The sequence below is a fragment of the Micromonospora sp. NBC_01739 genome (genome assembly GCF_035920385.1).
GTDB lineage: Bacteria > Actinomycetota > Actinomycetes > Mycobacteriales > Micromonosporaceae > Micromonospora.
Genome location: NZ_CP109151.1, coordinates 5,803,608 through 5,819,213, shown reverse-complemented (window position 1 = coordinate 5,819,213; position 15,606 = coordinate 5,803,608). Strand labels below are relative to the sequence as shown.

11 protein-coding genes are annotated in these 15,606 nt (G+C 71.7%); 7 read left to right on the top strand and 4 right to left on the bottom strand.

Annotation, left to right across the window (positions count from 1 at the left end; genetic code table 11):
- Positions 1 to 9 precede the first annotated feature (9 nt).
- The 4 genes from OIE53_RS26430 to valS all read left to right on the top strand — a co-directional run bounded on the left by OIE53_RS26430 (position 10) and on the right by valS (position 7,042).
- Entirely contained in the window at positions 10 to 510 is a 501-nt protein-coding gene (locus OIE53_RS26430; RefSeq protein ID WP_393340681.1) for a methylated-DNA--[protein]-cysteine S-methyltransferase, read from the top strand.
- Positions 511 to 656: 146 nt separating this feature from the next.
- On the top strand, positions 657 to 2,480 hold the full coding sequence (locus OIE53_RS26425) for an ABC transporter ATP-binding protein (protein ID WP_327024148.1): 1,824 nt from the start codon (positions 657 to 659) through the stop codon (positions 2,478 to 2,480).
- A complete protein-coding gene (locus tag OIE53_RS26420) occupies positions 2,477 to 4,384 on the top strand; it encodes an ABC transporter ATP-binding protein (protein WP_327024147.1) in 1,908 nt (635 codons plus the stop codon). The genes OIE53_RS26425 and OIE53_RS26420 overlap by 4 nt, the downstream gene beginning before the upstream one ends.
- Before the next feature lie 42 nt (positions 4,385 to 4,426).
- The gene (gene valS, locus OIE53_RS26415; RefSeq protein ID WP_327024146.1) at positions 4,427 to 7,042 is read left to right on the top strand and encodes a valine--tRNA ligase; all 2,616 of its coding nucleotides are present in this window, start codon (positions 4,427 to 4,429) and stop codon (positions 7,040 to 7,042) included.
- Positions 7,043 to 7,187: 145 nt separating this feature from the next.
- Here valS and OIE53_RS26410 read toward each other — a convergent pair whose 3' ends face one another.
- Genes OIE53_RS26410 through OIE53_RS26395 form a run of 4 tightly spaced genes read right to left on the bottom strand, consistent with a single transcriptional unit; the run spans position 7,188 to position 10,624 of the window.
- Positions 7,188 to 7,898, bottom strand: a complete 711-nt coding sequence (locus OIE53_RS26410) for an ABC transporter permease subunit (protein ID WP_327024145.1) — start codon at positions 7,896 to 7,898, stop codon at positions 7,188 to 7,190.
- Positions 7,898 to 8,842, bottom strand: coding sequence for an ABC transporter ATP-binding protein (locus tag OIE53_RS26405; protein ID WP_327024144.1), 945 nt, complete (start codon positions 8,840 to 8,842; stop codon positions 7,898 to 7,900). The genes OIE53_RS26410 and OIE53_RS26405 overlap by 1 nt, the downstream gene beginning before the upstream one ends.
- The gene (locus OIE53_RS26400) at positions 8,839 to 9,717 is read right to left on the bottom strand and encodes an ABC transporter permease (protein WP_327024143.1); all 879 of its coding nucleotides are present in this window, start codon (positions 9,715 to 9,717) and stop codon (positions 8,839 to 8,841) included. Before OIE53_RS26400 ends, OIE53_RS26405 begins: the two co-directional genes overlap by 4 nt.
- Positions 9,710 to 10,624, bottom strand: coding sequence for an ABC transporter ATP-binding protein (locus OIE53_RS26395; RefSeq protein WP_327024142.1), 915 nt, complete (start codon positions 10,622 to 10,624; stop codon positions 9,710 to 9,712). The genes OIE53_RS26400 and OIE53_RS26395 overlap by 8 nt, the downstream gene beginning before the upstream one ends.
- Positions 10,625 to 10,839: 215 nt before the next feature.
- Between OIE53_RS26395 and OIE53_RS26390 the strand changes: the two genes are divergently transcribed.
- The 3 genes from OIE53_RS26390 to galT all read left to right on the top strand — a co-directional run bounded on the left by OIE53_RS26390 (position 10,840) and on the right by galT (position 15,130).
- Positions 10,840 to 12,384 carry a glycosyltransferase family 2 protein gene (locus tag OIE53_RS26390; RefSeq protein ID WP_327024141.1) on the top strand — a complete coding sequence of 515 codons (1,545 nt, stop codon included), beginning with the start codon at positions 10,840 to 10,842 and terminating at the stop codon, positions 12,382 to 12,384.
- 125 nt (positions 12,385 to 12,509) lie between these two features.
- Positions 12,510 to 14,039: an adenylyl-sulfate kinase gene (gene cysC / locus OIE53_RS26385; RefSeq protein ID WP_327024140.1), complete on the top strand. Its 1,530-nt coding sequence runs from the start codon at positions 12,510 to 12,512 to the stop codon at positions 14,037 to 14,039.
- Positions 14,039 to 15,130 (top strand): galactose-1-phosphate uridylyltransferase, encoded by a 1,092-nt coding sequence (galT, locus tag OIE53_RS26380; RefSeq protein WP_327024139.1) that lies wholly within the window; start codon positions 14,039 to 14,041, stop codon positions 15,128 to 15,130. Before cysC ends, galT begins: the two co-directional genes overlap by 1 nt.
- The last annotated feature ends 476 nt before the right edge of the window (positions 15,131 to 15,606 follow it).

The window sequence follows — 15,606 nt, the reverse complement described above, 5'->3', positions numbered from 1 at the left end:
GGCACGTTCCTGGACAGCGCCACCGTGGACACCCCGGTCGGCCCGTTCACGATCCTGGCCGATCCCCAGGGGGCGGTGCGGGGGGCCGGGTTCACCGGCGATCCGGCGCAGGTGCTGGCGGTGATGCATCCCAGTCTGCGCGGCGAGCCCCGCCTGCGGCGCGAACTGGGTCCGGTCACCGCAGCCGTGGCCGCCTACCTGGACGGTGACCTGACCGCGATCGACGAGGTGCCGGTCGAGCAGCACAGCGGCGGGGCCTTCATGGCGTACGCCTGGGAGATGTTGCGCGAGGTGAAACCGGGCCAGCCGGTCACCTACACCGGGTACGCCGCCCTGGCCGGTCGCCCGGCTGCGGTGCGCGCCGCCGCCTCGGCCTGTGCCCGCAACGCCGCCGCCCTGTTCGTCCCCTGCCACCGGGTGCTGCGTACCGATGGGAGGTTGGGCGGCTACCGCTGGGGGTTGCCGGTCAAGGAATGGCTGCTAGCCCACGAGCAGGGTGGTCGGCCGTAGCCCCAGGCAAGGGATCGACGTCAGCCAGGGCCGACACCGCCTACGAGGGGTGGGACCGTAGTCGTCGTTGTCGATAAGGAGAAGGGCAACACCACTGACAACAAGCTGACACATTCACCCTGCTCATTTACCGCTACCGTCGGCTGGTGGCTGCGGGGAGCGGCGACGGCCCGGCCGGACGGGCCGAGGTCAGGCGACATCCACTCGGTAACCTGTGGCGGCTGCGGCGCTATCTGCGTCCGCACGTCGTGGAGTTCAGTCTCCTGCTGCTGGCCGGTCTCGCCGCGACCGGGGCGGGAATCGCCGTACCCCTGGTGGCTCAGCGGGTGGTCGATGGCCCGGTGGCCGACCGGGACCTGGTGGGATTGTTCCAACTGGCCGGGCTGGCGCTGGTCCTCGGCCTGGTCGAGGCCCTGCTGATCTTCATTCGCCGGTGGGTGCAGTCGTCCTCCTCGGTGGCGATGGAGACGAGGATCCGGGACGACCTCTACGCCCACCTTCAGCGGCTGCCGGCCAGCTTCCACGACCGGTGGCCCTCCGGCCAGTTGCTCTCCCGGATCACCACCGACCTGTCGGTGCTGCGCCGATTCCTGGCCTTCGGGCTGTTCTTCCTCGTCCTCAACCTGGCCACCTACCTGGTCGTGATCGTGCTGCTGATCCGGCTGCATCCGGTGCTCGGCCTGCTGGTGGCGGCCAGCGCGGTGCCCCTGTTCCTGATCTCCCGTCGCTTCGGGCGGTACTACCACGCCGCCTCCCGCCGGATGCAGGACCAGCAGGGGGATGTCGCCACCCAGGTCGAGGAGACCGCGCAGGGGCTGCGCACCATGAAGGCGTACGGGCGGGGGCCCCAACTGACCGCCCGGTTCGCGACCAGCACCCGGGCGTTGCACGACACCGGGGTGCGCAAGGGCCGGCTGCTGGGTCGTACCGCCGCCCTGCTCGATCTGGTGCCGAACCTGACCCTGGGCATCGTGCTGGTGGCCGGGGCCGCCGCAGTGGCTCAGGGGCGGCTCAGCATCGGCGAACTGGTCGCCTTCGCCAGCCTCCAGTTGATGCTGATCTGGCCGGTGCAGTCGCTGGGTTGGATCATCGCCAACGGGCAGGAGGCGGCCACCGCCGCCGACCGGATTCAGGAGGTGCTGGACACCCCGCCGGCCATCGTCGACTCCCCCGGGGCCATCGCCCTGCCCCGGTCGGAGGTACGCGGTCGACTCCGCTTCGAGGCGGTCACCTTCCGCTATCCGGGTACCGCCGCACCCGTGCTGGACGGCATCGACCTGACCGTCGAGCCCGGGGAGACCCTGGCGCTGGTCGGTGCCACCGGCAGCGGCAAGAGCACAGTGCTGTCCCTGGTGCCCCGGCTGCACGAGGTCACCGCGGGCCGGATCACTCTGGACGGGCACGACCTGCGGGAACTGCAATTGACCTCGCTGCGTCGGCTGGTCGCGGTGGCCTTCGAGGAACCCACCCTGTTCTCCATGTCGGTGTGGGAGAACCTCACCCTGGGTCGGCCCGACGCCGGTGCCGAGGAGGTGCGGGCGGCCCTGGCCCTGGCCCAGGCCGATTTCGCGTACGACCTGCCGTGGGGGTTGGAGACCCGGCTGGGCGAGCAGGGGCTGTCGCTGTCCGGCGGGCAACGGCAGCGCCTGGCGTTGGCCCGGGCGGTGCTGGTGCGGCCCGCGGTGCTGGTCCTGGACGATCCGCTCTCCGCCCTAGACGTGCACACCGAGGCCCTGGTGGAGTCCGCCCTCAAGCAGGTGCTGCGGGAGATGACCGCGCTGGTGGTGGTGCACCGGCCCTCCACGATCGCCCTGGCCGACCGGGTGGCCCTCCTTCAGGAGGGGCGGATCACCGCCGTGGGGCGGCACACCGACCTGCTGGCCGAGGTGCCGGCGTACCGCAGGTTGCTCTCCGCCGAGCCGGCCGGGGTCGGCCCGGCACCGGGCGGTCCCCCACTGGTGCGCTCGTGACCGGCGGGGCGGATCGGCCGGACGGCCCGTTACCGGGGCGGACACCCGAGCAGCGAGCGGACGGGGTCGATCCGGCGCGCTGGCGGGGGCTGGCCGCCGATCCGCACGCCGACCGCAGTCTCGCCGAGGACAGCTCACCCGAGGCGGTGGCTCGGCTGCGGGTCCGCAGTCGGGCCCTGCTGGCCGAGGTGCTGCGCCCGCATCGGGGCCGGCTGGGCGGGGCGGTGGCGCTGCTACTGACCCAGAACGCGGCGGCGATGGCCGGGCCGTACCTGGTCATGCTCGGCATCGACCGGGCGATCGACCCGCTGCGCGACGGCGACACCGGCCCCCTGGCGGCCGTCGCGGTGGCCTTCGCCGCGGCCACCGGCATCGAGTACGCCGCCCGACGGGCCTTCCTCACCCTCTCCGCCCGGATCGGCCAGGCCGTCCTGCTGGATCTGCGCCAACGGGTGTACGAGCACTTCCTGCGCCTGCCGGTGGCCTTCCACGAGCGGTACACCTCCGGTCGGATGATCTCGCGACTGACCAGCGACATGGACTCCATCGCCGAGCTGGTCGACGGTGGGGTGGAGAGCCTGGTGATGGCGGCCCTGACGATCGTGTCGGTGGCCGGCATCCTGCTCTGGTTGGATCTGCCGCTGGCCGCGGTCACCCTGCTGGCCTTCCCGCTGCTGTTCTGGCTGTCCCGCTGGTTCGCCCGGGCCTCGGCGGTGGCCTACCGCCACACCCGGGAGGCCATGGCGCTGGTCATCGTCCACTTCGTGGAGTCGATGCGGGGCATCCGGGCCGTGCAGGCCTACCGTCGGGAGCCGCGCAACCAGGACATCTTCGCCTCCGTCAATGACGAGTACCGCCGCGCCAGCCGGCGCGCCTACCGGCTGATCGCCACCTACGCGCCGGGGATCAAGCTGATCGGCAACATCACCGTGGCGGTGGTGCTCTGCTACGGCGGGGCCCGGGTGCTCGGCGGGGAGACCGGGGTGGGGGTGCTGGCGGCCTTCCTGCTGTACCTGCGTCGGTTCTTCGAGCCCATGCAGGAGCTGAGCCAGTTCTACAACTCCCTCCAGTCGGCCACAGCCGCCCTGGAGAAGCTGGCCGGGGTGCTCGACGAACGGCCCGAGGTGGCCGAGCCGGCCCGACCGGTGCCCCTGCCGTCGGGACCGGCCCGGGGGAAGGTCACCTTCTGCCAGGTCGCCTTCGGGTACCGGCCGCAGGCACCCATCCTGGCCGGGCTGGACCTGACCATCCCCGCCGGGCAGACGGTGGCGTTGATCGGGCCGACCGGTGCCGGCAAGTCGACCCTGGCCAAGCTGCTGGCCCGATTCCACGACCCGGTGTCCGGCACGGTCAGCCTGGACGGGGTGGACCTGCGCCAGGTGGCCGATGCGCAGTTGCGCCGGGCGGTGGTGCTGGTCACCCAGGAGACCCACCTGTTCGGTGGCACCGTGGCGGAGAACATCCGGTTCGGTCGCCCGGACGCCGACGACGCGGCCGTCGAGGCCGCCGCCCGGGCGATCGGCGCCCACGACTTCATCACAGCACTACCCCAGGGGTACGCCACCGAGGTGCACCGGCGCGGCGGGCGCCTCTCCGCCGGGCAGCGGCAACTGGTCGCCTTCGCCCGCGCCTTCCTGGCCGACCCGGCGGTGCTGATCCTGGACGAGGCCACCTCCTCGCTGGACATCCCGACGGAACGGCTGGTGCAGCATGCCCTGGGCACCATCCTGCGGGACCGGACCGCGGTGGTGATCGCCCACCGGCTCTCCACTGTGGAGATCGCCGACCGGGTGCTGGTCCTGGACGAGGGCCGGATAGTCGAGGACGGCCCCCCGGCCGAACTGGTCACCGGGGAGGGCCGGTACGCCGCCCTGCACCGCCAGTGGGTCGAGTCGCTGCTGTAGTAATTCGATGCCCGGCGGCGCGTGGCTGCCTACCATCGACGGATGACTGATACGGCGAGGACGGCCCGCACCGGGGTCCCCGAGCGTCCCACCCTGGAGGGGCTCGAGGAGACCTGGTCGCGCCGCTGGCAGGAGGAGGGCACGTACGCGTTCGACCGCTCGAAGGCGGCTGTCCGGGGTCGCGGCGAGGCGTCAGACTCGCCGAGCCCGGATGGCCGTAGCTCGGACGTATACGCGATCGACACCCCGCCGCCGACCGTATCGGGCGAGCTGCACATGGGGCATGTGTTCTCGTACACCCACACCGACCTGGTGGCCCGGTTCCAGCGGATGCGGGGGCGGACGGTCTTCTACCCGATCGGCTGGGACGACAACGGGCTGCCCACCGAACGCCGGGTGCAGAACGTGTACGGGGTGCGCTGCGACCCGTCCCTGCCGTACGACCCGCACTGGCAGGCCCCGGCCGCGCCGGTGGACGACGCCGCCCGCAAGGACCCGACCCCGATCTCCCGGCGCAACTTCATCGAGCTGTGCGAGCGGTTGACCGCCGAGGACGAGCAGGTCTTCGAGGCGCTGTGGCGTCGGCTCGGCCTGTCGGTGGACTGGTCGCTGATGTACACCACGATCGGTCCGCTGGCCCGGGCCGCCTCGCAGCGGGCCTTCCTACGCAACCTGGCCCGGGGTGAGGCGTACCAGTCGGAGGCGCCGACCCTGTGGGATGTCGGCTTCGGCACCGCGGTGGCCCAGGCCGAGTTGGAGGATCGGGAGCGGGCGGGGGCGTACCACCGGTTGCGGTTCCACGCCCCGGACGGGCGGGAGGTGCTGATCGACACCACCCGTCCGGAGTTGCTGCCGGCCTGTGTGGCCCTGGTCTGCCACCCCGAGGACGAGCGGTACGCGGACCTGGTCGGCGGCACTGTGCGTACTCCCCTGTTCGAGGTGGAGGTGCCGGTGCGCGCGCACCCGCTGGCGGAGCCGGCCAAGGGCACCGGCATCGCGATGGTCTGCACCTTCGGTGACCTGACCGACGTGACCTGGTGGCGGGAACTGGACCTGGACACCCGGGTGGTGATCGGGCGGGACGGCCGGCTGCTGCCGGAGCCGCCGGCCGGGGTGCCGGGGCGACCGTACGCGGCGCTGGCCGGGCAGAGCGTCAACGCGGCCCGACGCACCATCGTGCAGTTGCTGACCGAGGCGGGTGAGTTGGCCGGGGAGCCCCGCCCGATCACCCATCCGGTGAAGTTCTACGAGCGGGGTGACCGGCCGCTGGAGATCGTTTCGACCCGGCAGTGGTATCTGCGCAACGGTGGCCGGGACGCCGACCTGCGGGCGGAGTTGCTGGCCCGGGGAGACGAGCTGCGCTGGGTGCCGGAGCACATGCGGCACCGCTACGAACACTGGGTGAGTGGGCTGACCGGGGACTGGCTGGTCAGCCGGCAGCGGTTCTTCGGGGTGCCGGTGCCGGTGTGGTACCGGCTCGACGGCACTGGCGAGCCGGACTGGTCCCAGCCTCTCACGCCGGACGAGGGTTCGCTGCCGATCGATCCCTCCGAGGACGCCCCCGCCGGGTACGACGAGTCCCAACGTGGCATGCCGGGGGGTTTCATCGGCGACCCGGACGTGCTGGACACCTGGGCCACCTCGTCGCTGACCCCGCAGATCGCCGCCGGGTGGGAGACCGACCCGGACCTGTTCGCCCGGGTCTTCCCGATGGACCTGCGTCCCCAGGGGCAGGAGATCATCCGGACCTGGCTGTTCGCCACGGTGGTGCGGGCCCACCTGGAACACGGCACCCTGCCCTGGCACACCGCCGAGTTGTCCGGCTGGATCCTGGACCCGGACCGCAAGAAGATGTCCAAGTCCAAGGGCAACGTGGTAACCCCGATGGCCCTGCTGGAGCAGCACGGCTCCGACGCGGTGCGGTACTGGGCGTCCACCGGACGTCCCGGGGTCGACCTGGCCTTCGACCCGACCCAGATCAAGATCGGTCGGCGGCTGGCCACGAAGCTGCTCAACGCCTCCCGCTTCGCCCTGGGGCTGGGCGCCGCCGAGGCCCTGCGTGCCCCGGCCACCGAACCCCTGGACCGGGCCATGCTCGCCACCCTGGCCGAGGTGGTGACGACCGCCACCACGGCCTTCGAGGCGTACGACCACACCGCCGCCTTGCAGGCCGCGGAGTCCTTCTTCTGGCGGTTCTGCGACGACTACATCGAGTTGGTGAAGGAACGCGCCTACGGCACCGGGGCGGGGGCGGATTCGGCCCGGGCCGCCCTGGCCACCGCGCTGTCGGTGCAGTTGCGGCTGTTCGCCCCGGTGCTGCCGTACGCGACCGAGGAGGTGTGGTCCTGGTGGCGGTACGGCTCGGTGCACCGGTCACCCTGGCCCACGAAATACGAGGTGGGGCGGGCGATCCAGGGCGAGGGGGATCCGGGGTTGCTGCGGTTGGCCGCCGAGGCGCTGGGGCAGGTCCGGCGGGCCAAGTCCGAGCGGAAGCTGTCGATGAAGGCGGCCGTCCCGTTGGCCGAGGCCCTCGGCCCGGCCGCTGTGCTGGACCAGTTGACCCTGTTCGTCGACGACCTACGTTCGGCCGGGCACATCGACAAACTCGACCTCCTTGCCGACCGCACCCCCGAACTCGTCATCGCCTGCGCCTTCTGAGGGGATGCAAGGAAGGGCACCTTATTAACGCCTCGTGCATAGGAAGGGCCCCCTATTAACACGCGCCGATCCACCGCGATCGGGCACTGTTAATAAGGGGCCCTTCCTCTACCGCAGGCGTTAATAAGGTGCCCTTCCTTACACCTCAGCTGGTTTCGCCGGCTACCGAGAAGGAGCGGAGGCGGTTGATTGCCAGCAGGGTGAACCCGACACAGACCAGCACGGTCATCACGGCCGCCACCGGTACGGAGACCGTCGTTTCGAGCAGGTTCGTCGGGGCCAGCCGGTCGGCCAGGGCGATCACGTAGTGCTGGATGGAGAGCACCCGGGTGCCGGTGACCACGTTGCCGAGCAGCCCTTCCCAGATCAGCACGTAGACCAGGCCGAGCAGGACCGGCCGCCGGGTCAGCAGGCTGGCCGCCAGGAACAGCGCCGAGTAGGCCAGGGCGCCCACCGAGGCGGCGACGGCCAGCCCCAGTCCGAGGCGTACCGAGTCGGCCAGCAGGCCGGCGGCGAACAGTGGCACCCCCACGGTGGCCGCGGTGGCGCCGACCGCCACGGCCAGCTTCGGCAGCACGATCTGCCAACGCGGCAAGGGGGTGGTCAGGACGTGTACGACCGTGCCGTCGTCGATCTCGGCACCGAGCACCCCGGTGCCGACGATCAACGCGACCACCGGCAGCACCACGGCCAGCCCGAGGCCGACCAGCACCGGCGGCCCCCAGGAGTCAGCTGGCACCCCCAGCCCTCGGGAGAGCACGGCCAGTACGACCAACAGCAGGGGCAGGGGCAGCAGCAGAAGGAACCGGCGACGCCCGAACAGCCCGCGCGCGGTGATCCAGCAGACAGTGGACATCAGGCCTCCACCAGGTAGGAGAAGACGCTCTCCAGGGACTCGTCCTCGGGCAGCAGTTGACGCACCCGTACGCCCCGGGCCAGGGCGACCTTCGGCAGTACCCGGGTGAAGGCGCCGTAGTCGCCGGCCCGGACGGTCAGCCCGTCACGGCCCAACTCCACCCCGGTCACCGAGGGCTCGGTCATCAGGGCCACGGCCAGGGCCCGGTCGTCCGTGGAGCGGATGGCGAAGACGTGCGGCCGGTTGGTCATCAGCCGACGGATGGTGCGGAAGTCACCGGAGGCGGCCAGCCGTCCGGCGACCATCACCTGCACGGTCCCGGAGACCTGCTCGACCTCCTCCAGGATGTGCGAGCTGAACAGGATGGTGCGGCCGGCGTCGCCGAGGGAGTGCAGCAACTCCATCATGTGCAGCCGTTGACGCGGGTCCATGCCGTTGAAGGGCTCGTCCAGCAGCAGCACCTGGGGGTCGTGCACCAGGGAGGCGGCGACCCGGGCACGCTGCCGCATGCCCTTGGAGTAGGTGCCGATCCGGCGGTCCTGCGCGCTCTCCAACTCGACCATGGCGATCGCCCGGCGGGCCGCCGCCTGCGGGTCGGGCAGCTTGTGCAGCTTCGCGGTGGCCAGCACGAACTCGTACGCGGTGAGGAAGCTGTGCACGGCCTCCCGCTCGCTGACCAACCCCAGCCGTCGGTAGACCTCCGGGTTGCGCCAGGTGGGTTGACCGTCCAGGGTGACCTGCCCACGGGAGGGGGCCAGGAACCCGGCCATCATGTGCAGCAGGGTGGTCTTGCCCGCGCCGTTGGGCCCGAGCAGCCCGGTCACCCCCGGCCCCAGGCTCATGCTCACGTCGTTGACCGCCACCACGTTGCCGTACCAGCGGGACACCCCGGCCAGGTCGAGGGTGCTGGTGGTGGCCGGGGCGGGATTACTGGTCGTGGTCATCGGGCGGCCACCTTCCGGTAGCGGGCCAGCAGCAGGGCGACCCCGGCGGCGACCAGGGCGACGGCGACCAGGGCGTACACCGGGCCGAAGGATCCCAGGTCCGGGCCGCCTTCCCCCTCGGTGATCAGTTGGTCGCCCATGGTCCAGATCCCGACCCCCTGCACCAGGGTGGACGGCGAGGCGATGCCGGCCAGTTGGTTGGCGGCCTGCGAGGGCAGGATCGACAGGACCCCGACGATCGGGGTGGTCATCAGGAACACGGCGACGATGCCACCGGCGGCGAAGGCCCGCTTGCCGGTCAGCGAGGCGATCAGCAGGCCCACCGAGGCGAAGACCACCGCCCACAACCCGGCGTAGAGCAGGCCGGGCAGCAGGTCCAGCAGCTCGTCCCAGACCGCGCCCATGCCGTCGCTGGTGAAGGCGGCACCGAGGAACATCAGCAGTTGCGGCGCACCTAGCAGCAGCCAGAGGGCGGTGACCAGCGCCAGCAGCTTGGCCAACGGGTAGTCGGCCGTCGGCAGGGGCCGGGAGAAGTACAGCGGGAGCACCCCGCTGCGCAGGTCCCGGGAGACCAGTTCGGGCGCGGCCACCGCGACGAAGAAGATGACCAGCCAGCTCATCGAGTCCGCGAACTGGGCGTACGTCATCAGGGACTGGCCGATCTGGCTGCTGATCGCGGTCAGCGAGGCGGCCACCATCAGGACGATGCCGACCACCAGCCAGGGGAAGATCTTGGCCTTGGCGCTGCGGCCCAGCCCGAAGGTGGTCCGCACCCCGTGGCGGTACAGCGCGCCGAAGACGTGTCGGCGGCCCAGTCGTGGGCCGGTGTAGCGCTGGTAGCCGATGTCGTGGATGACCCCGGTCGGTTCAGACATGGCTGCCCTCCCTCCGGGCGAAGAGCTCGGCCACCCGGTGCCGGCGCTGGTCCAGCCGGTGCAGCGGCAGGTCCAGGTCGGCGACCGCACCGATGATGAGGTCGTACGTCTGCTGGTCGGCCAGGGGGACGAGCAGCAGCCGCCCCTCCCGGCTGACCGGCAGGTCCAGGGCGGCCAGTCGGGTGGCCAGGGCCTCGGTGCCCTCGCTGACCTCGACGGCGAGCACATCCGTGGTCGAGGTCATCGCGGCGATGTGGTCGGCGCGCAGCAGCCGTCCGCCGTCGATGGCGACCAGGGTGTCGCAGATCCGCTCGACCTCGCCGAGCAGGTGGGAGCAGACCAGTACGGAGATGCCGAACTCCGTGCCGATCCGGTGCACCAGGGCCAGCATGGCGTCCCGGCCGGCCGGGTCGAGGCCGTTGGTGGGCTCGTCGAGCAGCAGCAGGTCGGGGTCGTGCACCAGGGCCTGAGCGAGCTTCACCCGCTGCTTCATGCCGGTGGAGTAGCCCCCCACCGGACGATGGCGTTCCTCGTGCAGCCCGACGTGCCGCAGCGCCTCGGAGGCCCGTTCCCGGGCGGCGGTGCGCGGTAGGCCGCTGATCTGCCCGAGATGGGTGACCAGTTCGGCGGCGGACAGGTCAGGTGGCAGGCAGTCGTGCTCCGGCATGTAGCCGACCCGGGCGCGGACCCCCGCCGGGTCGGTGGTCGGGTCCATGCCCAGCACCCGGACCCGGCCTCGGGTCGGAGTGAGCAGGCCGAGCAGGAGCTTGATCAGAGTCGACTTGCCGGCACCGTTGGCCCCGACGAGACCGACGATTCCCGGCTGGACCGTGACTGTCAGTTCCGACAGCGCGGTCACCCCACCGCCGTAGACCTTGGTCAACGACTCGGTTTCGATCAGTGTCACGTCGACAGCCTAGAGACGGAGGCCAACGTAATCTGTCCGGTACACGCCCCGGATTTCCCTGATCCTGCTTCCGGCGACTCCCCTAGGGAGGCGCCGCATCCGGCGCGATCGCCGGAGGGTCGTGCACCCACCCCGCCCTGGAAAGATCGACTGTCTGGTACAGACTGAAGCTCACCAATCGGTCTTCCGACGGCCACGATGGGTAGTGGTGAGCCATGACGGGCGAGGTCAAGGTAAGTGTGGTGGTCCCGACCTACAACTCGGGTGGGCACCTCCAGCAGTTGATCGACTCGCTGTTGCGCCAGTCGATGCCGGCGACGGACTTCGAGATCATCTTCGTCGATGACGGCTCGACCGACGACACCCCCGCCCGGCTGGCGGCGCTGGCCGCCGCCCACCCCAATGTCGAGGTGCTGCACTGCCCGCACTCCGGTTGGCCGTCGCGCCCCCGCAACCTGGCCCTGGCCCGGGCGCGCGGCGAGTACGTGCAGTTCGTCGACGACGACGACTGGCTGGCCGAGGAGGCCCTGGAACGGCTGTACGGCTACGCGGTGGCCAACGGCGCCGACATCGCCATCGGCAAGATGACCGGGCACGGCAGGTCGGTGCCCCGTGATCTGTTCCGGGTCAACCGCCCCGACGCCCGGCTGGCGGACTCCCCGCTGATCGGGAGCCTCACCTGCCACAAGATGTTCCGCCGGGCCTTCCTGCTGGAGCACGACCTGCGGTTTCCGGACGAGGACCGCAAGCGGCTGGAGGACCACCACTTCGTCATCCGGGCGTACCTGCTCTCCCGGCGCACGAGTGTGCTCTCGGACTACACCTGCTACCACCATGCCCGGCGGCCGGACGGGGGCAACCTGACCGCCACCCGGATGGAGCCGGCCGGCTACTACAGCAGCCTGCGTGAGGTGCTGGACATCGTCGACGCGCACACCGAGCCGGGGCCCATGCGCGACAAGCTGCACCGGCGGTGGCTGCGCACCGAGATGATCCGCCGGCTGCGCGGCAACCGGTTGCGTAACGCTCCCCGGGACTGGGTCGACCAGGTCGCCGCGGAGGTGCGGAAGACCATCCAGGAACGGTTCGCGCCGACGGTCGCGGGCCAACTGCCGGCCTTGGAGCGTACGGTCGCCGGGCTGGTCACCGAGGGACGGGTGGAGGACCTGCTCAGGTTGGCCGAATGGGACGCCGACATCCGCGCCCGGACCCGCCTGAAGGCGTACGAGTTGACCGGCTCGATCCTGACCGTGCTGCTCAACAGCCAGCTCCGCAGCGGCGAGGAACCTCTCACGATCCGGCAGGTCGACGGCCGGGACCGGCTGGTCGTACCGGTCGAGGTGCCGGACGAGTGGGTCGACTGCACCGAGGACCTGGGCCGGGCCCGCCTCGACGTGGTCGCCCGGCACGCCACCGGGCACGAGGAGTTCTTCCTGCCGGTGCACTTCGAGGTGGATCGGGTGGCCGGTGCCGGGGGCGAGTTCCAGGTGCACTACCGGGGCGCGGTCACGGTCGACTTCGCCGGCCTCAACGGCGGTCGTACCCAGGGCGGGTGGATCCTCAAGGCCCGGGTCACCGGCTACGGCTGGTCCCTCGACACGAAGCTGCCCCTGGAGATCACCTGCCCTGCGGACGGTGCCCGGCCGGTGGTGGTGGACAAGCGGAAGAAGAAGACCCCGGCCCCACCGCAACCCGGACCCGGCCGATTGCGGCGGATGGCGGGGTCGGTGCGGCGCCAACTGGGTCTGACCCGAACCTAGGCGGGTACGCCGCCGAGGCTTTTGTCCGGCAGTAGTGAACGTGATCGGGCCGGTGGCGGTGGTGCCCTCGACCGATCGGCGGTCGGCTGCAAAACTGTGTGCCGGTCGCCGGAGTTGGGGGTCTGATGAGCAACGGGTGGGTGCTGCCCGACGAGGTGCTGCGGGACGCACCGGCGTACACGCCGCGTCCCGGCGAGCTCGCGGATCTGGAGTTGCTGCTGACCGGTGCGTACGCACCCTTGACCGGCTTCCTGACCCGGGCCGACCTGGTCTCGGTCAGCCGCCGGGGCCGACTCGTCGACGGCACCCCCTGGCCGGTGGCGGTGACCCTTCAGGTGCCCGCCGCCCTGCTGCGCGACATCGACCTGGCCGACCCGAACGGACGCACCCTGGTGCTCACCGACGGCGAGGGGGCCCCGGTGGCGGCCCTGGAGGCCACCGACGCCTGGCAGGTACGCGAGGGGGTGGCCGGGGTGGGCGGCAGCGTACGCCGCCTCGGTGACGGGGGGCACGGGCCGTTCCAGCGGTTACGGCGTACCCCGGAGGAGATCCGCGCCCTGCTGCCACCGGGACGGGTCCTCGGCGTCATCGCCGACCGGCCCCTGCACCGGCCGCAACTGGCCCAGATCGCGCACGCCGTACGCACCCTGAGCGCCCACCTGCTGGTCATGATTCCGGTCGGCGAGGACGGCACCGGCGGGCTGCCGCCGGAGGCGCTGGTGCGCTGCGTGTTCGCCGCGCGGGACCGGATGCCCCCGGCGACCGTGGTGGCGGTGCCCCTGGCCCGCCGACGGGACGAGATCGGCGACGCCCTGCTCCGGGCCCGGGTCTCGGCCGCGTACGGCGTCACCCACCTGCTCTCCACCAGCGAGATGCTCTCCGGGGGCGGGCTGCGGGTGCTGGTGCCGCGGGAGTTGGCCTACGACAACCGGGACGGCCAGTGGCGCTGGCGGGAGGACATCCCGCCGCGCAACCGTCGCCTCGCCCTGACCCACGACGAGATCGAGGACCTGCTGGACCGGGGCTTCCCGCTGCCGGAGTGGCACACTCCCCCCGCGGTGGCCAAGGAGCTCAGCCGGGCCCGGCCACCCCGACGGCACCGGGGCCTGGTGGTCTTCCTCACCGGCCTCTCCGGTTCGGGCAAGTCGACCATCGCCCGAGGGCTGGCCGACGCGCTACGGGAGCAGGGCGAACGCACGATCACCCTGCTGGACGGGGATGTGGTGCGCCGGGAACTGACCGCCGGGCTGGGCTTCAGCAAGGCCGACCGGGACACCAACGTACGCCGGATCGGCTGGGTGGCCGCCGAGCTCGCCCGGCACCGGGGCATCGGCATCTGCTGCCCGATCGCCCCGTACGCCCAGGCTCGGGCGACCGCCCGGGAGATGGCGGTGGCGGCGGGCGCCGGGTTCGTGCTGGTACATGTGGCCACCCCGCTGGAGGTCTGCGAGCGGCGCGACCGCAAGGGCCTGTACGCGCGGGCGCGGGCCGGGCTGCTGACCGGGATGACCGGCATCGACGACCCGTACGAGGAGCCCACCGACGCCGACCTGGTCATCGACACCAGTGACCTGGACGTGGACGAGGCGGTCCAGCAGGTCCTGATCCACCTGACCGAGACCGGCTGGATCGAGCCGCGCCTGCAGTCCTTCTGATGCGGCGTACCGCCATCCGGCTGGCCGACGGCCGGGAGCTGATCTACTACGACGAGCGCGACGATGTCGTCCGGGACCAGCCGGACCGGCGGGAGCTGCCGCCTCCCCCGCTGGCCTCCCAGCTGCGCTACGACCCGCTGACCGACGAGTGGGTGGCGCTGGCCGTACACCGGCAGACCCGCACCTTCCTGCCCCCGGCCGACCAGTGCCCGCTCTGCCCCTCCACCCCCCAGCGGCTCAGCGAGATCCCGGCCCCCGACTACGCCGTCGTGGTGTTCGAGAACCGATTCCCGGCCTTCAGCGCGCGGGTGGTCGCCGAACCGGCGGAGATCACCCCCCTTACCCCGGCCCGACCCGGCCGGGGCCGCTGCGAGGTGGTCAGCTTCACCGCCGACCACCAGGCTTGCTTCGCCGCCCTGCCGCCGCGCCGGGTCCGCACCGTCCTCGACACCCTGGCCGACCGTACGACAGTGCTGGGTGAGCTGTCCGAGGTGGAGCAGGTCTTCTGCTTCGAGAACCGGGGGGTGGAGATCGGGGTGACCCTGCACCACCCGCACGGGCAGATCTACGCCTACCCCTTCCTACCCCCGCGTACCCGGTCACTGCTGGCCGCGGCCCGCCGCCACGCCGCCCGCACCGGCGGGCGCAACCTGTACGCCGACGTGCTGAGCGCCGAACGCGCCTCCGGCGAGCGGGTGGTGGCGGCCAACGAACACTGGACGGCGTACGTCCCGGCTGCCGCCCGGTGGCCCTTCGAGGTGCATGTGGCTCCGCACCGGCCGGTGCCGGACCTGCCCGCGTTGACCGAGGCCGAACGGGACGCCTTCGGCCCCCTCTACCTGGATCTGCTGCGCCGCTTCGACGGGCTGTTCGACGGCCCGATGCCGTACATCGCCGCCTGGCACCAGGCCCCGGTACGCATCGACCGCGAACTGGGCCACCTGCATCTGCAACTGTTCAGCATCCGGCGGGCGGCGGACAAACTGAAGTACCTGGCCGGGTCGGAGTCCGCGATGGGAGTCTTCATCAACGACATCGCCCCGGAGCAGGCCGCCGCCCTGCTCCGCGCCGCCGCACCCGCAGCCTCCTGATCCGCAGCCAGCGGCCCCTACCCGCCTGATCTCACCGCCGCCAGGCTGCTCTCACCGCTGGCCGGCCGCGCCCTCTCTCGCTCCTTCTCCGCACCCTCCCCGGACCTGCCCGCGACCTCACCTCCCCCGGACCTGGCGGCGCACTTACCGACACCCCCTTCTGCGGCGCGGGACCCTCTTTGCGCCTGGCAGCGGCAGGTCCTGGAGACGGAGCGCAAGGCCCGGACAGGGCGCAAGGGCGCGGGGGGCCCGGGACAGGGCCCCCCGCGGGGAAGGGACGGCTGGCTGTGCTCGACAGCCGGGAAGGCTGGCTGGGCACTCGGACCGCACGGCGGCCACGATCAACCTTCCAGGGACGGGACTGGCATCACGTCCACTCAGGTCAACGAGGCACGCCGGGGCAGGTGACGCCAGATTGCGCGTCTTGTCCGAACACGCCGGTTGTGCCGGGACCAGCCGTGGCGGGATTCAGGGCT

Coding starts and splice junctions, on each gene's coding strand:
- OIE53_RS26410 (WP_327024145.1), bottom strand. CDS start 7,898: ATGTCCACTGTCTGCTGGATCACCGCGCGCGGGCTGTTCGGGCGTCGC.
- galT (WP_327024139.1), top strand. CDS start 14,039: ATGCGGCGTACCGCCATCCGGCTGGCCGACGGCCGGGAGCTGATCTAC.
- valS (WP_327024146.1), top strand. CDS start 4,427: ATGACTGATACGGCGAGGACGGCCCGCACCGGGGTCCCCGAGCGTCCC.
- OIE53_RS26390 (WP_327024141.1), top strand. CDS start 10,840: ATGACGGGCGAGGTCAAGGTAAGTGTGGTGGTCCCGACCTACAACTCG.
- OIE53_RS26405 (WP_327024144.1), bottom strand. CDS start 8,842: ATGACCACGACCAGTAATCCCGCCCCGGCCACCACCAGCACCCTCGAC.
- OIE53_RS26400 (WP_327024143.1), bottom strand. CDS start 9,717: ATGTCTGAACCGACCGGGGTCATCCACGACATCGGCTACCAGCGCTAC.
- cysC (WP_327024140.1), top strand. CDS start 12,510: ATGAGCAACGGGTGGGTGCTGCCCGACGAGGTGCTGCGGGACGCACCG.